Raw genomic sequence first — 19,063 nt, 5'->3', positions numbered from 1 at the left:
ATGAATAAAATGAAAACAAAAGTCGATAAGGTGGTATGGATAACTGGAGCTTCCTCAGGCATAGGGGAAGCCCTGACCTATGAACTTAACCGCATAGGCTATAAACTCATTATTTCTTCCAGAAAATTAAAGGATATACAATCAGTTAAGACCCGTTGCCCAAAAAGCGATCTTATCTCCCTTCTGCCATTGGATTTGATGGATAAGGATACCATGTCTGAAAAAGTAACGGAAGCTATGTCATTTTATGGGTCTATCGACTTATTGATAAATAATGCTGGTATTAGTCAACGTTCCTTAATTATGGAAACCAATTTGCAGGTTTATCAGAAATTAATGGACGTTAATTATATGGGTACCATTGCCCTTTCCAAAGCAATCCTTCCCTATTTTGTAACTCAACAAAAAGGACATTTTGTTACCGTAACCAGCCTAATGGGAAAATTTGGCTCTCCCTATCGCTCTGGATATTGTGGGGCCAAGCATGCGCTACATGGTTTTTTTGACGTTTTGCGCATGGAACATGAAACTGACAATATTAAGGTTACCATGGTATGTCCAGGCTTTGTAAATACCAATGTGGCCATTAATGCCCTAACCGCAGATGGCAGTCCCCAAGTTGACAATGATGTGGCCACTAAAAACGGATTATCTCCACAAGTCTTTGCCAAAAAAATGGTCAAGGCCATAGAAAAAGAAAAATTCGAAGTTTACATTGGCCGAAAAGAGGTAGTCGGAATCTATTTGAAAAGATTTTTCCCTAAACTGCTCCACAGGCTAGTACTGCGAAGTAATGTGAGATAATTAAACCGTTAAAGATCCTCCTATTTCCAGTAGAATTAGCTCTTTACCCTTTTTTGAAAATTTTTGAATGGCCTGGTCATGATCAATAACAATATACCCAAAAGTATCATAATGACAACCCAATATCTTAGGGCATTCCACAAAATCCGATGCTAGAAGGGCGTCATCGACCCCCATCGTAAAATTATCGCCAATGGGCAATACAGCAAGATCCAATTGATAGGACATGGGAATTAGTTTCATATCCATTGTCAAGGCTGTGTCGCCGGCAATATAAATGTGCTTTCCTTCAGAAGAAAGAATAAATCCCCCTGGCTGTCCACCATAGGTTCCATCAGCAAAGGAAGAGGTATGAATGGCATTTACATATTTCAGGGTACCAAAGTCAAACTTCCAGTTCCCACCGTGATTCATAGGATGAGCCTTTAGGCCTTTGTTTTCAAAATAAGTGGCAATCTCAAAATTGCTAACCACAGTGGCATTGCTCATTTTTCCAATTTCTTCAACATCCAAGGTATGGTCTTGATGGGCGTGGGTTACCAGGATGTAATCGGGTTTTAAATCTTTAATATCGATTTTACCATCTACTTTCTCATTTCCTGAAATAAAAGGATCTACCAATAACCTTTTGCCAGCTGTTTCAATGAGTAAAGTGGCATGGCCTAGAAATGTAATTTGCATAAGTTGAACTGTTTTTATTCAAATTTATTTAAAATTGAACCAAAAACGAACTCCTTCGGATGTTTTATCGATATTTAAGGTAGATTGAAGCTGATTTACCAAACGATTCATTAACCTGATTCCCATGGAGGAATTGGCCCTGTCATCCGTATCCTCTGGCAGTCCTACCCCATTGTCCGTGTACTCAAAATAGCCTTGTCCCCCATTTTTCCTTAAATGGATATAAATCTTTCCATTTTCGTCATCATCCGGGAAGGCATATTTAAATGAATTGGATACCAATTCATTTAAAATAAGGCCAAAGGGAATTGCCCTATCAATATCCAACTCAACGCCTTCGGCATCAATGGTAATATTTATATTATGGCCGCCTTTTTTGTAGACCGATTGTACACTATTAATAAGACTTTCTATATATCCCTGCATTTCTATCACGGAGAGATCATCGTTCTGATATAATTTTTGATGGATAAGGGCCATGGCCTTTACCCTACTCTTGCCCTCTTCCAACGCCTCTATAGCTGCCTTACTACGGGTATTTTTGGTCTGTAAGCTAAGCAGGCTGGAAACCATTTGCAAGTTATTTTTAACCCTGTGGTGAATTTCTTTTAAAAGGGAATCCTTTTCTACCAATGAAGCCTCTATTATGCGCTTCTGATCCGCAATGAGCCGCTGGTTCTTAATACTTTTCAAATAGGCAAAAACTAAGCCTGCAAATCCCAAAAGAGTAAAGATCAAAGAAATAAAAACAATGTTTATTCTTTCCTCTTTGGCCTGTAAATCGCTTCGGGATTGCTCTAGGTCCTTTTTCTGCTGCTCCATCATTTTCTTGGAGTACTCTATCTCTTGCCCGGCCACGGCCGCCAACTGTTGTTTTTTCATGGAGGATTCATTCCTATTCAATGAATCCCTTATGCGTACGTTTCGTTTTAAATAATCGACTGAATTTTTATAATCGCCAATACGGTCAAAGTAGGCCGCTAATAATCTATTTCTTCTTAGGATATTTTCAATTTTCACAGGATTTTGTCCATCCAAGAGATACTCCTGGGCCTTTTCATAGTCTTCTTTCTGCAAATAGCAATCTGCCAACTCCAAGGTGTTTTCTACCTTTTCCGACGAGAATTTACCCTTGTTGTATTCATTGATCAGGTTAATGGAATTCTCCAAATAAGGAATGGCAATATCATATTCCTTAAGCAGGGCATGGCATTTACCAATGTTCCCTTCTATAATGGCTTTCAATAAATTACCTTTGCTAATTTCTTGTTCTGTTTTTTCCCTGCTAATATCATTGAGATATACATCAATAAATCCCTTTGCCTTCTTGTAATAGGTTAGGGCTGTTGGTATGGACATATCCAAAAGAAGGTAGTTGCCAACGTTGCTCTGATATTCCGCCTGGCCATAATAATCGTCTTCCCTTATGGTTTTCAGCTTGTCCTTGATATAGTCGTCCATTGCCTTTCTATGAAGTCCAAGGTTGGAGTAGATATCATAGAAAATAACCTTATCTGTAAGGCCTAAGTTCTTTTTCTCATTCCTAATTTCAAATTGCCTATCGTATAGCCCCAATTTTGCATAGTTGTTGTCTATAAGATCTAAAAGGATTTTTTTGGATTGCAAATCCAAGCTTTCAATTTTCTTGTACAATTGGTTTGCAATGGCCACACTTTTGCTAAAGTCGCCTATATCATAATAAAGTTGGGACTGCATAAGCTCATATTTGGTGATACTTATTGAATCCTTTACTTTTTGGGCATTGTTGTGATAAACGTTTACGGCCGCTTGCCAGTCATAGGCCGAATCTTCTAGATAGCGATTGGGAACACCAAAGAAATAATCAAATCTTTCCTGTGCTCCTTTCTTATTCTGGAACTCTTGAAAATAATCGGGTTTGGTGGAAGGGTCCTGGGCAGGCGAATACCAGAAACACAATGAACAAATCATTAATGAAACAAACATTTTATTAAAAGACTTCACCATTGTTCAATTGTTGTCTAAATATTCTAATTACTTCTTGGTTTTTTTAATAATTTTAAAGCCTTTTGGCATATTGGCACCCAATACTACAAACGCCAAAGCTGGGTTATTGTTGTACCCCGTATATCCCTAATTACCATCATCGGTACTTACCAATTAAAAACACAAATCAAATTAAGGGATTTGTGGGCAAGTTAACCATTATTTTATCCTACATTTTTGTACCTGTAGTAAGATTCTAAAATAAAAAAGGCGATACAATTTAATTGCACAGCCTTTTTATATATGTAATGATAAGATTTGGGACTCATTATCAGCTCAAAAATATGTTCTTGTAGTGTGAATTCTAGAATTTTGTTGTGTAACATCACGATCTTGTTGTGAAAGCTGGAAATAGAAGATAATCTTGCGGTTCGTCGGTAATAACATGCACTTTATCGGTAAAACTATCTATAAGGTAAAACCTACAATTACAAGATATTAATCCTATTTAATGTGAAAATTCCAAGATGGGTCAAGTTTAATCCTGTCCGAAGCGGGCAGGGACAATCGGTTTCTATAATCTTTTTATTACAGGAAAAGTCTTCCCTAAAAAATACTCGGGTAATAAGCCTCTAAGCCTAACAATAAGGTGGTATTAGTTATTGACTTTTTTTAATTGATTTTTTAGCTCATCCATAGATTCCTGCAATTGCCTTAGCAATCCCTTCTCGGAAGTGGCATCTACTCCAAAAGTTATTTTACTGCTAACTTGCCAAAGCTCTTGTATGTCTTCTGTGTTAACGCTGTATGGAGGATAGTTTTCATTTAATGATATTAGGGAAATTACGGCCGGATTGGGCGATTTTTCAATCTTTTTCACCAAAACGGCGTCCTGTAATACCACAACGTAAATCTTATTGGGACTTACATCCTTTAGACCTTCAACGGCCCTGGCCAATACCCATTCCCCTGGCCTTAGATTGGGTAACATACTGTCCCCTTCAATTTGGAAACCTCTATAGGTGGCATTTCTGAATTCTGGCAAAGGAATATCAAAGGCAGGCAGCTGTTTGTACCAACTGGTGTCCTGAATGTTTTGGGGGTATCCGGCGGCGGCCTTTGCATTTACCAATACCATATTCTCGTTTTCGGATGAATTAACCGTAACCACCTTGGGAATAACACTGACATTGGTAACCGCTAGATACTTTTGGGAACTGTCACCGAATAGCCAAAGTGGATTTATTTTAAATTGCTTGAGCAATTCAGCCACTACTTTTCCCGATAATTTGGTACGCCCCCTTTCTATGTCGGCAGTAGTATTTGAAATACCAAGCAAGTTGGCAAAGTCAGATTGGGTATACCCCAATTCCCGGCGTAAATCGGTAAAGCGCTTTGTCACAATTTCCATATCCTCGTTCATAGTAAAGGTTTTTAATTCATATAGTTGACATGGAGATATTCCCTATTTGGGTAAGAGACTATATCCCATAGCCTCAAATATACGTATTTTGGAATATATCCAAAAAATTTATTGGACTATTTCCATAATTAGGAAATAATCCATATATTTGGAATAATTACAAATACAAAAACATGACTTTGGACGATTTGCATCAAAAATTAAGTAGTCTAGCCTTTTCCGGGATGGATGATAATCACTTTGTTTCCATTAGCTCCAAAAAAGAGAGTGGTTTATCCAAGGGTCATTTAGTAAAAACGGAAAGAAGACGTTTAAAAAAGGAATTAAGTGTACAACTCAGTTTATTTGAATAATTATGGAAAATCCTAAGGTTTTAATTTACGACGGCAGTTTCAATGGTTTTCTAACTACGGTTTTCAAAATTTTTGAGGAGAAAATACCTGTGGCGGACATCCAAAAAAATAAGGAGATTCAAAAAGGTCTGTTTTCGGAAGCGATAACTGTTTTTACCCAGATGGATAAGGCAAGACGGGTTTGGAACAGTATACAGAACAAAAGCAATGCGGCCATTAAGTCCATTTACTTTGCCTTTTTAAGCGAAACTAATGGTATTGAACTACTGCTATATCAATACATCCGTTCTATGTATGCCAATCCCAATGAAAGCCCTGTTGAAGGATTGTCGGAAATTATTTTAAAAATTCAGCAACTATCCAGAATGGTGGCACGGGAAAAACATAGAATAGAGGCCATTGCAAATTTTAAAATATCGCAAGATCAGGTCTACTTTTCCAATGTTTCACCAGGATTCGACGTGCTACCGCTTATTTCCAAATACTTCAGGTCTAAATTCCATGGTCAGGAATTTATGGTGTACGATCAAAAGAGGAAGTATGCCATATATTACAACCTATACACTGTAGAAATTATATCCTTGGAATTGTCAACCTATGATTGCACCGGAGATCTTTCCCAGACGAACATAAAACAACTTATAAATAACAAAATACACTCACATTCGCGATATTCCGGACAACGCCAGTTGGCAATTGTAAGTGAAAAGGAGGCAGTATAATAAATGTGCCCGTTTGATTGGCACAGCGTTCAATTAAGCCCCCTATTCCTTCTTTATACAAATGTGTCTTGTACCTTCAATTTGTGGTATTGAATCCTAATTTAGGTTACTTGGTTTTTTCCCCTACAAAATTATCGCTCTGATTTTTAAAGAGTACGTTGAAGGTAGTTAGGCTACCATAAATTCGGGTTATATATTGCTGTAGATCAACTTTTTCCTGATCATCCAAATTGTTACTGCTGTTTATTTTTTGCTCCATTACCCTAATTCGGTCCCTCACCATAACAATTTTGTGAAAAAAGGTATCCAGTGGAATTTCCTTATCGGATAAGTTGGCATCACCTGGTTTTAAAACTAGGCTCCCGCCCTTCCATTTGTCCGCAATTGGAGTGATGGAGCTGGCATCGCTCCATCGTTTTAAAATGGAAATCAGCGATTGTTCCACTTCGGAAAAACTTATAGTATCCACTTCGTCCTCCACTGCTTCTATAACATCAAAATTGGAATCCAATTCTATGGTTTCCAAACCATTTTCCATGAAGGTCACCCAATAATGTTTAGAAGTTACATTGGTAACTACCCCTTTACCGTATTCGCTATGATTAATCCTAGAACCAATTCCTAAAAGCTGCATTTAAAAATATTTTATAGTTAAGAATGCTAATTTATAGCTAAGCTTTTAATCTACAAAAAACTAAATAGCACCTACTTCATTTTTAGGTATCAAAGTCGTAACTTCGCACATTGCTAATGAAAATGATTAATTACGAAGAGAATATTGAGGTTAAAGGCGCCCGTGTGCACAACCTTAAAAATATAGATGTTACCATACCCCGTGAAAAGCTGGTCGTTATTACCGGACTGTCCGGAAGCGGCAAATCATCCTTGGCTTTCGATACCATTTATGCCGAAGGCCAAAGAAGGTATATTGAGACTTTTTCGGCCTATGCCCGACAGTTTCTGGGTGGCTTGGAGCGCCCGGATGTGGACAAGATCGATGGCCTATCACCTGTAATTGCCATAGAGCAAAAGACGACTTCAAAATCTCCCAGGTCCACCGTAGGTACCATTACCGAAATCTACGATTTCCTTAGACTTTTATTTGCTAGGGCCGGGGATGCCTACAGTTACAATACCGGGGAGAAGATGGTTAGTTATGATGATTCACAGATAAAGGAATTGATCATATCTTCCTATAAGGGCAAGAAAATAAATATACTGGCTCCTATCGTTAAATCTAGAAAAGGTCATTATAGGGAGCTATTTGAGCAAGTTGCCAAACAAGGTTTTGTCAAAGTAAGGGTAGATGGGGAAATCAAGGATATTGTAAAGGGCATGAAAGTGGACCGTTACAAGACCCATGATATTGAGATTGTTATTGATCGACTCAAAATTGAGGAGAGTACCGAATTGGACAAGCGTATTTCGGAAACAATCAATACCGCCATGTACAGCGGTGAAAATGTACTGATGATTTTGGAAGAGGGTAAGGATGAACCCCGTTATTTTAGTAGGGATTTGATGTGCCCTACTACGGGAATTTCATACCCCTCCCCAGAACCCAACACATTTTCCTTTAATTCACCAAAAGGCATGTGTCCCGATTGTAATGGGCTTGGACATATTTATGAGGTAAATGAAAATAAAATTTTCCCAAACAAAACTCTGTCCATTAAAGGAGGTGGCATTGCTCCATTGGGCGAATATAAAAATTCGTGGGCCTTTAAACAGATAGAAACCATTGCGCAGCGATATAATTTTGAACTAACCACCTCAATTGCAAAAATACCCGAGGAAGCCATTGGAATATTGCTTTATGGCGGTAAGGAAAGTTTCGAGGTGGACTCTAAGACCCTTGGGGTAAAACGCCTATATAAAATAGATTATGAAGGTATATCCAACTTTATAAAGAGTCAATTTAACGAGGCCAACTCCACCTCCATCAAACGTTGGGCCAAGGAGTATATGGACAAAATTAAATGTCCAACCTGTGAAGGCACTAGGTTAAAGCAAGAATCGCTGAATTTTAAAATAGACAACAACAATATTGCCGACCTATCCAATCTGGATATCGCGGAATTGGCCGATTTCTTTAACGGTCTGGAAAAAAAACTGGAGGGTAACCAATTAAAAATTGCCGAGGAAATTATAAAGGAGATCAAAACAAGGGTTCAATTTCTATTGGATGTTGGTTTGGATTATCTCTCCTTAAATAGAAGTAGTAAATCCCTGTCCGGCGGGGAAGCACAGCGTATTAGATTGGCAACCCAAATTGGGTCACAGTTGGTAGGTGTACTTTATATCCTGGATGAGCCAAGTATTGGTCTGCATCAGAGGGATAACGAACGATTGATAAAGTCTTTGGAATCGCTAAGAGACCTTGGTAATTCAGTAATTGTGGTAGAGCACGACCGTGATATGATAGAACGTGCAGACCATGTTATAGATATAGGGCCAAAGGCCGGAAAACACGGAGGGGAAATAATTTCGGAAGGTAAACCGGATGATCTAAAAAACCATCATACCCTAACAGCAGATTATATTACCGGAAAGCTAAAAATTGAAGTTCCAAAAAAACGAAGGCAAGGCAATGGAAACAACCTGGAATTATCCGGTTGTTCGGGAAATAATCTTAAAAATGTTTCGGTAAGTTTTCCTTTGGGAAAAATGATAGGGGTAACGGGTGTTTCTGGCAGTGGTAAATCTACCTTGATCAACGAAACCTTATACCCTATTTTAAACGCCCATTATTTTAATGGGGTAAAAGTTCCTATGCCCTACAAGAAAATTAAGGGCTTGGAGCATATAGACAAGGTCATTGATATTAACCAGTCACCTATTGGAAGAACACCGCGGTCCAATCCGGCAACCTACACCGGTGTTTTTAGTGAAATTAGGTCTCTTTTTGCCAAGACACAGGAAGCTTCGATTAGGGGCTATAAGCCCGGGCGTTTTAGCTTTAATGTTACGGGAGGACGATGCGAAACCTGTCAAGGAGGAGGTCTAAGGGTTATTGAAATGAATTTTCTTCCTGATGTATATGTAGAATGTGAGACCTGTAATGGTAAACGGTTTAATAGGGAAACCTTGGAGATTAGATATAAGGGCAAATCCATTGCCGATGTGCTGGAGATGACTATTAACGAGTCTGTGGAGTTTTTTGAAAATATCCCCAAAATCTATCGCAAGTTAAAAACTATTCAGGATGTGGGACTGGGATATATCTCCCTGGGCCAGCAATCCACTACCCTATCCGGTGGAGAAGCGCAGCGTATAAAGTTGGCTACGGAACTTTCTAAAAGGGATACTGGAAATACCTTTTATATATTGGATGAACCTACCACGGGATTACATTTCGAAGATATCAGGGTATTGATGCATGTACTTAATAAACTTGTAAACAAAGGAAATACCGTTTTGGTAATTGAACACAATATGGATGTCATAAAAATGGTAGACCACATTATAGATATTGGCTACGAAGGCGGTCGTAATGGTGGTATGGTAGTTGCGGAAGGTACTCCGGAGGAAGTGGCCTTGGATAAAAAGAGTTACACCTCAAAATTTTTGAGAAAAGAATTAGGTTTGTGAAATTAAGTGTCGGTAAAAGATACTATTTTCTTCAAAACTACATTATAACGATATGAAAACGGTAGTCTAATTTGATTATTGATAATATTCTAACATGAGAAAAGAACAACATCACAAAGGATGGAACGAGATAAAAACTAACGATTCCTGGGCCTTATTCAAGATTATGGGCGAGTTTGTGAACGGATTTGAAAAAATGAGTGCCATTGGCCCATGCGTTTCCGTATTTGGGTCCGCGCGTACAAAGCCTGGTGACAAATATTACGAATTGGCGGTAAGTGTGGCCAAGAGCATTGCCGAGGCCGGGTATGGAATTATTACAGGTGGTGGTCCAGGGATAATGGAGGCCGGGAACAGGGGAGCACATTTGGCAGGGGGCACCTCTGTCGGCTTGAACATTGATTTACCTTTTGAGCAACATGACAACCCTTATATTGATGGGGATAAAAGTTTGGATTTTGATTATTTCTTTGTCCGTAAGGTTATGTTCGTAAAATATTCCCAAGGCTTTGTGGTTATGCCTGGCGGTTTTGGTACGTTGGATGAACTTTTTGAGGCAATTACACTTATACAGACGAACAAAATAGAAAAATTCCCTATTATTTTGGTGGGCTCGGAATTTTGGAGTGGATTAATGGACTGGATAAAGGATGCCATGCTTAAAATGGGAAACATTAGCCCTGGTGATCTGGATTTGATACAAATCGTTGACACGGAAAAGGAAGTGGTGGACATTATAGATTCCTTTTACAAAGGCAATATATTGAGTCCTAATTTCTAAACACAAGATCCTTGAAGAAGTTGGAATACATTCGGAAACCTATTTTGTTGTTGATATTTTTATGTATCAATGGTCTTTCTATAGCCCAACATTCCAATAAACTTACGGCCACCTTGGACGTAGAAAGTAAAACCTTCAATATACAGCAGGAGATTATTTACGAAAATAATTCCAAGGATACCTTGGGGTTTATTTACTTTAATGATTGGGCCAATGCTTATGCGAATAAAAACACGGCATTGGCCAAAAGATTTTCTGAAGAATTTAAAAAAGGGTTACATCTAGCCAAGGACGAAGAAAGGGGAAATACCAAAATAACAAGTACCGTTGATGATAATTATCAAGGTTTGGATTGGGAGTATGCCCCTGGCAGGGATATTATTAAAATTAATCTGAACCATCCCCTGCCCCCAAAAGAGTCCGCTAAAATATTTATTACCTATAAGGTGAAGTTGCCTTCAGATAAATTTACCACCTACGGATATGATAACAGGGGTGGTTATTATTTAAAGGATTGGTACCTTACCCCTGCAGTTTATGATGGGGAATGGCACTTATATTCCAACAAGAATTTGGAAGATCTTTATACGGATATGGCCAATACGTCCATAGAACTCATTATACCCCAAAATTTATTTGCCGTCTCTAATTTTCATGAATTGGGCAAGAACCAGGAAGGGGATATTCAACATGTATATTTTCAGGGAATCAATCAAAAAAGTGGGGAAATCATTATTAGACCTTCCAAACAGTTTGTAAAGCATGTAACACCAGAGATCACCATATTTACAGACCTGCAGTCCACAAAGTACGATGAGATTTCTTCTGGGATATCCATCAATCGGGTAGCAAAATATATTTATGAAAATTTGGGGGATTTTCCACACAAACAATTACTGGTCTCCGAATTGGATTATAATAAGGATCCATTATATGGAATAAACCAACTCCCCAGCTTTATTAGGCCTTATGAGGAACAGTTTCAATTTGAAATGAAGTTTCTGAAAACAGCTCTCAATAGCTTTATAAAGGAAACCATGTTCCTGGATCCAAGAAATGAAAAATGGGTTACCGATGCTATTTTGAATTATCTAATGATCGGTTTTGTAGAGGAATACTATCCAGATCAAAAACTGTTGGGCAAATTATCCAGTATTTGGGGGGTACGAAATTTTCATTTGGCCAAAATGAATTTTAACGAACAGTATCCGCTGCTCCATATGTTGTCGGCCAGAAGAAATATTGATCAGTCCCTTACTACTCCCAACGATTCGCTCGTAAAGTTCAATCAAAAAATAGCCAACCGGTACAAGGCTGGGTTGGGATTGGCATATTTAGCCGATTATACAGGTAAAGAACATGTTGACCGCAGTGTGAAGGAATTCTACATCAACTATAGATTAAAACCAACCACAGCGGCAGATTTTAAATTTATAGTGGTAGAAAACTCGGACAAGGATATTAATTGGTTTTTTGATGAATATGTCTCAACAACACAAAAAATCGACTTTAAAATTAAAAAAGTCCGTAAAATGGAGGATTCTTTGGTGGTCATCTTAAAAAATAAGGAAGGCACCAATGTACCCATTTCACTTTTTGGGATAAAAAACGATACCGTAGTTTCAAATTATTGGTTTACGGATATAACAGATCAACAGGCCTTTAGAATACCAAAGAACGGGGAAGATCGTTTGGTTTTAAATTATGATCAGACCATCCCGGAATTTAACCAAAGGGATAATTGGAAATCTTTGAACGGCTTCTTTTCAAGTAACAAAAAGCTGAAGTTTCAGTTTTTTAAGGATGCCGAGGACCCTTACTACAATCAAATTTTTTATGTACCGGTATTGGGATTCAATAAGTATGACGGACTATCACCTGGCATGCGATTACACAACAAAACTTTATTGGAAAGGCCATTCGTTTTTGATCTGGCACCTACCTATGCCCCTAATGAAAAGACTTTTGTTGGTTATGGCAAGTTTAATTTCCGTAAATATCACGGTAAAAGCGGTCTGTACGTTACCAACTATTCCCTAAGGGGATCTACTTCCCATTTCCAGGAAAATTCGCGCTATAGTACCGTGAGTCCGTCTATAGGTTTTGGTTGGAGGCCTAGCAATCTTCTATTGAACAAAAGGGAAGCTTTGATATTTAGGTCTATTAGTGTTTTTAGGGACATAGATCCAAATTTACAGAGTTTAGGACTGGAAACAGATCCTGATTATAATGTGTTCAATGCAAAATATTATAATACCCACAATAATATAATCAATTATCTTTCTTGGTCTGTGGACGCGCAGTATTCCGATAAATTTACCAAGCTTGCGTATGAATTGGAATACCGGAAACTTTTTGAAAACAATAGGCAGTTTAATTTGCGATTTTTTGCCGGTAAGTTCCTAAGAAACGAAACGGCTGGAAGTACGGATTTCTTTAGCTTTTCCTTGGATAGGCCTACAGACTACTTGTTCGATTATGAATACTTGGGAAGATCTGAAGGGTCTGGAATATATAGTCAACAGATCATAGTTGCGGAGGGCGGTTTTAAATCCAAATTGGAAAACCCATTTGCCAATGATTGGATGGCAACCGTTAATACCAGTGTAAATATATGGCGATGGATAGAAGTATATGGTGATCTTGGTTTTGTGAAAAATAAAGGGTTAAAAGAACGCTTTGTATACGATTCCGGTATTCGTTTAAATTTGTTGACAGATTATTTTGAACTATATTTTCCATTGTACTCCAACAATGGTTGGGAGATTTCACAACCCCAATACGATCAAAAAATCAGATTTGTCATAACCTTTAGTCCAAGGACATTAACCGGATTATTTACTAGAAAATGGTTCTAAATAATTAATATATTCTCAAATATCGACACTATTATTACGATATTCTTAATAATTAAAAATACACCTCGATTTTCTTTAAAGAATTATTAATTATTATCCTCCACTATTGGTTGCAAAAACCATATTGATTTGATATTTTTGCGATAAACCATCAATAGCGTAATGAATATAGATTCCGAAGCAAGCAACGATATTTCATTTGACGATTTTCAATTACAAATATTGAAAGACTATGAAATAGCAGTTACGAGCAGGGAATGTAGCCTTTTGGGCAGAAGGGAAGTTCTGACAGGAAAAGCGAAGTTTGGAATTTTCGGGGATGGTAAGGAGCTTCCGCAATTGGCCATGGCCAGGTCTTTCAGGGATGGCGATTTTAGGAGCGGTTATTACAGGGATCAAACCTTTATGATGGCTTTGGGGCTACTTTCCCCAAAGGAATTTTTCCACGGCCTATATGCCACCACCGACATAACCAAAGAAACTATGAGTGCCGGAAGGCAAATGGGAGGTCACTTTACCACCTATAGTATAAATGAAGATGGCAGTTGGAGAGACCTCACCAAACAAAAGAATAGCAGCGCCGATATTTCCTGTACTGCAGGACAAATGCCAAGATTGCTTGGCTTGGCCCAGGCATCCAAAATATATAGGAACGTAAAGGTCAAAAACAGCGCCAAATTTTCCGATAATGGAAACGAAGTTGCCTGGGGAACCATTGGAAATGCCAGTACTAGTGAAGGTGTTTTTTTTGAAACAATAAACGCGGCCGGTGTATTACAAGTACCCATGGTAATTAGTATTTGGGACGACAACTACGGTATTTCCGTTCATGCAAAACATCAGACCACCAAGGAGGATATATCAAAAATCTTAATCGGTTTTCAAAGGGACAAGGACCATAAGGGCTATGAAATCTTAAAAGTTAAGGGTTGGGATTATACGGCCTTGATCCACGCCTATGAAAATGCTTCCGATATTGCCAGGGACGAACATGTACCTGTGATAATCCATATTACCGAACTAACACAACCACAGGGACATTCCACTTCGGGCTCGCATGAGCGTTACAAGAGTGAGGAACGTTTGCAGTGGGAAAAGGAAAATGACTGTAATAAGCGATACAGGGAATGGATATTGGAAAATAAAATTTCCACGGAAGAAGAATTAAAATCGCTTGAAAAGAACATAAAAAGGCAGGTTCGAAGTGCTCGAAAAGAGGCCTGGGAAGAGTTTTTAAGACCTCATAAGGAGCAGAAAAGAACGTTGGTGAACTTATTGGAAAATGCTGCCAATTCCAGTATGAACAAGCTTTTTATCACCAAATTAAAAAACGATCTAATCGCCATTGAAGAACCCATAAAAAAGGATATGGCTTCCAAGGCCAGAAAGGCAATGCGATATTTATTGGGGGAAAGCAGCAAGGAAAAAGATCTTTTGGCTGCATGGACCAAGAACTTTTTGGAGGAATCCCAAACCAAGTTCAGTTCCCATCTGTACAACGAGCAGAGCAACAATGCCTTGAATGTTACTGAGGTGAGACCGACTTATGATAAAGATCCCGAGCAAGTGGATGGAAGAATTATCCTTAGGGACAATTTTGACTCCCTTTTTGAAAGATATTCCCAAGCATTGATTTTTGGTGAGGACAGTGGCACCATAGGAGATGTGAATCAGGGCTTGGAAGGATTGCAAAAGAAATATGGAGAACTTCGGGTTGCAGATGTTGGTATTAGGGAGGCCAGTATAATTGGGCAAGGAATAGGAATGGCGTTGAGAGGATTACGCCCCATTGCGGAAATCCAATATTTGGATTACATATTTTATGCGCTTTTTACATTGACGGATGATTTGGCCACACTACTGTACAGAACGGTAGGGAAACAAAGAGCTCCGTTGATCGTGAGGACCCGTGGGCACCGATTGGAAGGAATATGGCATTCCGGTTCGCAAATGGGTGGATTGGTCCATTTACTGCGCGGTATGTATATTTTAGTGCCTAGGAATATGACCAAGGCAGCTGGTTTTTACAACACCCTTATGAAAGGAAACGAGCCGGCCCTGTTGATAGAGAGTTTAAATGGATATCGTTTAAAGGAACCTAAGCCAAATAACCTCGGGGATATATGTACTCCGATCGGAATTGTTGAAGTGGTTAGGGCCGGAACAGATATTACCTTACTTTCCTATGGTTCTACCTTAAGAATAGTATTGCAGGCCGCTGAAGAACTTAGGGAAGTGGGTATCGATGCGGAAGTTGTGGATGCCCAGAGCCTATTGCCGTTCGATTTACGACATGATGTACTAAAGAGCATTAAAAAAACAAATAGGTTGTTGGTTATAGACGAAGATGTTCCGGGAGGTTGTTCCGCCTATTTAACACATGAAATTATTGAGAAACAAGGTGCCTATAAATATTTGGACAGTGCCCCCCAAACACTTACAGCAAAGCCCCATAGGCCGGCCTATGCCACCGATGGGGACTATTTCTCAAAACCCAATTCCGAGGATATATTTGAAAAGGTATATTCCATAATGCACGAGTCCAATCCTACGGATTTTCCTAAATTGAGATAACCTGAGCGCTATTTTAAAGTTTCTAAAATATTGACCATCATATTTCCTTTTGTTATTAATAAAGTAATGGTTACTTTTATGCGCTTTAAATCTATTAATTTTTTATAAAACCTACCCCCCCCAAATGAAAGACCTAGGCCTACTATTTCTGCGCATTTCTTCGGCTATTTTAATGATGACCCACGGACTACCTAAATTTCAAAAACTTATTAGTGGTAATTTTGAATTTGGGGATCCCATTGGTATTGGTGCTGCCCCTTCCCTATTTCTTGCGGTTTTAGGGGAATTTATTTTTCCAATTTTGGTTATTATTGGTTTTAAAACACGTTGGGCAACAGTTCCTACTATAATAACCATGTTGGTCGCTGCATTGATCGTTCATGGTGCTGATCCCTTCAGTGTAAAAGAGAAGGCTGTTTTATTTTTGGTTGCCTTTATCTCAATACTTATGTTGGGTCCTGGAAAATATAGCTTAGACAAGAAGTAGTTCCTACTAAATATAAGTTTGTTGTAGCCTAAGCTTAACGCTTCCTTGGTTTTATACCAAAAGGGTTATTCCAATGCATTCCATATAGACACCTTTGATTAGTTTTCTAGCTATAGGACCAATCAATCCATACCGAGCCTAGAATATTTTGATCAATAGTTCTTTAAGTAAGTCTGCCTGTGATATATTAGAACCTACACCTTTGCCCTTAACATCCAATTCCCTTAAGCCGGAAATAATTTCACTAACGCGTCTCATGGGATAATTTCTAGCTGCTGTCTGAATTTCAGAAACAAAAAATGGTCTAATGCCCAGGGCAGTGGAAACACTCTTAGGGGAGTGATCCTTTAAACCGTGATATGAAAGCAATTGTATAAAAAAAGAGTACAAAAGGGTTACTGTTAGGACAAATGGATTGTCCTTTGGATTTTGGGCAAAATAATTGACAATTCTAGTTGCTTTTTCAACGTCTCTTTCCCCTATTGCTTTTTTTAGTTCAAAATTGTTGTAATCCTTGCTAATTCCAATATTGGATTCAATAACTTCTGGGTTGATTTCAACTCCTTTAGGGACAACCAAACACAATTTCTCCAATTCCTTATCAATCTTGCCCAAATCGGTGCCAAGGAACTCGACCAATAGATTGGCCGCCTTGAAAGTAATGCCGTAGCCCCGTGAGTGCAAGGATTTTTTGATCCAGTCCCCTACCTGATTTTCGTATAGCTTTTTACCTTCAAATATTACTCCCGACTTTTTAATGGATTTATATAGCTTCTTTCGCTTATCCAGCTTATTGTATTTATAACATAATACAAGGATGGTGGAAGGTTGGGGCTGATCGGCATAGGAAACAAGATTTTCAATGGTACGGGAAAGATGTTGTGCCTCCTTCACTATGACCACTTGGCGTTCTGCCATCATAGGATATCTCTTGGCATTACTAACGATGTCCTCGATGGTAATTTCCTTACCGTAAAGAACCACCTGATTAAATCCACGTTCTTCTTCGGTAAGGGCATTTTTTTCTATATACTCCGCAATCTTATCAATATAGTATGGTTCTTCACCCGTAAGAAAATATATTGGTGCTATATCTCCTTTTTTTATATTGCTTACAATTTGTTTTACCTCATCCATCTAAAAAAAATCATCAACTTTGCACAATGCAATCATTAAACTATCCGTCCTATCCCTTTCGATTCAAAAATAGGGAAAATAAAATCTATATTTTTGATGTGATACGCAAAAAATTTGTGGTTCTACAACCTGAAGAATGGGTAAGACAGCACGTAGTGCATAATCTAATTTCGGACAAGAATTATCCTAAGGCGCATATCAACGTGGAAAAGCAACTGCTTATAAATAATCTAAAAAAAAGATACGACGTGGTGGTCTTTAATCCAAACGGTAGTATTGAAATCCTGGTAGAATGTAAATCGCCCGAAACTAAAATTGACCAAGTGGTTTTTGACCAAATCGCCCGATATAACCTTTTGCTCAAAGCCAAGTATTTAATGGTCACCAACGGCTTGGATCATTTTTTTTGTAGTATGGATTTCGAGAGGGAGCAATATAGCTTTCTCAAGGACATTCCGGAATATAGACCTAGATAAGGGAGAGTAGCTATACCCAATTTTCCAATATAAATTAGGGACCGTGGATAGTGGTTGTCAAAATATTCATGGTCAATTATAAATTATTTCTTTACATTGCCAACTTAATCAGAACCTCTTAATTTGAATATATGCCTGTTATTTTGGGCATTATAGAAAATGTTGAAAATAGCAGTAGTTATACTTAATTGGAACGGGGAAGCACTTTTGGAAAAGTTTATGCCGTCCGTTACGGAATTCTCCAAGGAGGCTGATGTATATGTCGCCGACAATGCCTCTACAGATGATTCTATCGCCTTTCTTAAAAAGAATTATCCAGAGATAGGTATCGTCCAAAACTCGAGCAATGGGGGTTACGCCAAGGGATATAATGATGCCTTGCCCCACATAGAGGCAGATATATATTGCCTTTTAAATTCAGATGTGGAAGTGACCAAGGATTGGCTTACCCCAATAATAAAGGAATTTGAGGACAACCCTTTGGCATCCATAATACAGCCCAAAATATTGGATTATAAAAATAAGGCCCAATTTGAGTATGCCGGGGCCGCAGGAGGCTTTATTGATAAATATGGTTATCCTTTTTGCCGGGGGCGTATTTTTAATGAATTGGAAACGGATAATGGACAGTACAATGACGGAAAGGAAATATTTTGGGCTACAGGAGCATGTTTGTTTATCAAGGCGGATGTATTCCGGGAACTGAACGGATTTGACGAGGATTATTTTGCCCATCAGGAAGAAATAGACTTATGCTGGAGGGCTAAAAATAAGGGTCACAAGGTTTATTATGTCGGAGAATCGGAAGTATACCATTTAGGTGGCTCCACCTTAAGTAGCATGAATCCGAAAAAGACTTTTCTTAACTTTAGAAATTCCCTTTTTTCGCTTGTTAAAAACCTTCCCGCACGAAAAGTATTTCCAATAGTCGTCTTAAGATTGGTTTTGGATGGCTTAGCGGGACTGAATTTTATTTTTCAGGGTAGGTTTAAGCATTTCTGGGCAATAATAAAGGCCCATTTTAGTTTTTACAAAAATTTTTGGACTATCTACAAAAAGAGGGAAAACGCCTGTTTTACAGGGGATTATTATCTAATAAAATCTATTGTTTGGGCTTATTATATAAATCATGTAAAAATATTTAACAATTTAGTAAAAGATTAACTAAATTGGTCTCGCAAAATATTGCGTTTTATATAATTTTGCGAACA

General features: G+C 38.3%; 15 protein-coding genes. 10 read left to right on the top strand and 5 right to left on the bottom strand.

What is annotated here, in order from left to right; genetic code table 11:
- The first annotated feature begins 9 nt into the window (after positions 1–9).
- A complete protein-coding gene (locus BUA60_RS06600) occupies positions 10–804 on the top strand; it encodes an SDR family oxidoreductase (protein WP_072861585.1) in 795 nt (264 codons plus the stop codon).
- On the opposite strand, the gene BUA60_RS06595 is transcribed toward BUA60_RS06600, so the two are convergent.
- The 3 genes from BUA60_RS06595 to BUA60_RS06585 form a co-directional block, all read right to left on the bottom strand.
- Positions 805–1,485: a metal-dependent hydrolase gene (locus BUA60_RS06595; RefSeq protein ID WP_072860984.1), complete on the bottom strand. Its 681-nt coding sequence runs from the start codon at positions 1,483–1,485 to the stop codon at positions 805–807.
- Between the two features lie 24 nt (positions 1,486–1,509).
- Positions 1,510–3,435, bottom strand: a complete 1,926-nt coding sequence (locus BUA60_RS06590) for a sensor histidine kinase (protein ID WP_245802504.1) — start codon at positions 3,433–3,435, stop codon at positions 1,510–1,512.
- A 670-nt stretch (positions 3,436–4,105) separates the two neighbouring features.
- Positions 4,106–4,873: an XRE family transcriptional regulator gene (locus BUA60_RS06585; RefSeq protein ID WP_072860982.1), complete on the bottom strand. Its 768-nt coding sequence runs from the start codon at positions 4,871–4,873 to the stop codon at positions 4,106–4,108.
- A 173-nt stretch (positions 4,874–5,046) separates the two neighbouring features.
- Between BUA60_RS06585 and BUA60_RS06580 the strand changes: the two genes are divergently transcribed.
- Complete coding sequence (locus tag BUA60_RS06580) at positions 5,047–5,226, top strand: hypothetical protein (protein ID WP_072860981.1); 180 nt, start codon at positions 5,047–5,049, stop codon at positions 5,224–5,226.
- Positions 5,227–5,228: 2 nt separating this feature from the next.
- On the top strand, positions 5,229–5,948 hold the full coding sequence (locus tag BUA60_RS06575) for a TIGR03915 family putative DNA repair protein (protein ID WP_072860980.1): 720 nt from the start codon (positions 5,229–5,231) through the stop codon (positions 5,946–5,948).
- A gap of 106 nt (positions 5,949–6,054) precedes the next feature.
- On the opposite strand, the gene BUA60_RS06570 is transcribed toward BUA60_RS06575, so the two are convergent.
- Entirely contained in the window at positions 6,055–6,582 is a 528-nt protein-coding gene (locus BUA60_RS06570) for a hypothetical protein (protein ID WP_072860979.1), read from the bottom strand.
- Positions 6,583–6,704: 122 nt separating this feature from the next.
- Here BUA60_RS06570 and uvrA point away from each other — a divergent pair, with 122 nt between their 5' ends.
- The 5 genes from uvrA to BUA60_RS06545 all read left to right on the top strand — a co-directional run bounded on the left by uvrA (position 6,705) and on the right by BUA60_RS06545 (position 16,239).
- Positions 6,705–9,539 carry an excinuclease ABC subunit UvrA gene (gene uvrA, locus BUA60_RS06565; RefSeq protein ID WP_072861584.1) on the top strand — a complete coding sequence of 945 codons (2,835 nt, stop codon included), beginning with the start codon at positions 6,705–6,707 and terminating at the stop codon, positions 9,537–9,539.
- Positions 9,540–9,633: 94 nt separating this feature from the next.
- Positions 9,634–10,320, top strand: a complete 687-nt coding sequence (locus BUA60_RS06560) for an LOG family protein (RefSeq protein ID WP_072860978.1) — start codon at positions 9,634–9,636, stop codon at positions 10,318–10,320.
- Positions 10,321–10,331: 11 nt separating this feature from the next.
- A complete protein-coding gene (locus BUA60_RS06555) occupies positions 10,332–13,178 on the top strand; it encodes a gluzincin family metallopeptidase (RefSeq protein WP_245802503.1) in 2,847 nt (948 codons plus the stop codon).
- 162 nt (positions 13,179–13,340) lie between these two features.
- Positions 13,341–15,752 carry an alpha-ketoacid dehydrogenase subunit alpha/beta gene (locus BUA60_RS06550; protein ID WP_072860977.1) on the top strand — a complete coding sequence of 804 codons (2,412 nt, stop codon included), beginning with the start codon at positions 13,341–13,343 and terminating at the stop codon, positions 15,750–15,752.
- 124 nt (positions 15,753–15,876) lie between these two features.
- Positions 15,877–16,239, top strand: coding sequence for a DoxX family protein (locus BUA60_RS06545; protein WP_072860976.1), 363 nt, complete (start codon positions 15,877–15,879; stop codon positions 16,237–16,239).
- A 138-nt stretch (positions 16,240–16,377) separates the two neighbouring features.
- Here the strand turns inward: BUA60_RS06545 and holA are convergent, their stop codons facing one another.
- Positions 16,378–17,376: a DNA polymerase III subunit delta gene (gene holA, locus BUA60_RS06540; RefSeq protein ID WP_072860975.1), complete on the bottom strand. Its 999-nt coding sequence runs from the start codon at positions 17,374–17,376 to the stop codon at positions 16,378–16,380.
- Positions 17,377–17,402: 26 nt separating this feature from the next.
- Here holA and BUA60_RS06535 point away from each other — a divergent pair, with 26 nt between their 5' ends.
- Together BUA60_RS06535 and BUA60_RS06530 are read left to right on the top strand one after the other, a co-directional pair.
- Positions 17,403–17,852 carry a type I restriction enzyme HsdR N-terminal domain-containing protein gene (locus BUA60_RS06535; protein ID WP_072860974.1) on the top strand — a complete coding sequence of 150 codons (450 nt, stop codon included), beginning with the start codon at positions 17,403–17,405 and terminating at the stop codon, positions 17,850–17,852.
- A gap of 159 nt (positions 17,853–18,011) precedes the next feature.
- Complete coding sequence (locus BUA60_RS06530; protein ID WP_072860973.1) at positions 18,012–19,016, top strand: glycosyltransferase family 2 protein; 1,005 nt, start codon at positions 18,012–18,014, stop codon at positions 19,014–19,016.
- The last annotated feature ends 47 nt before the right edge of the window (positions 19,017–19,063 follow it).

Origin of the sequence: Arenibacter palladensis, assembly GCF_900129275.1 — a bacterium.
GTDB classification, from domain to species: Bacteria; Bacteroidota; Bacteroidia; order Flavobacteriales; family Flavobacteriaceae; genus Arenibacter; species Arenibacter palladensis.
The sequence above is the reverse complement of the archived record's forward strand: the minus strand, read 5'-3'. Positions and strand labels throughout refer to the sequence as shown.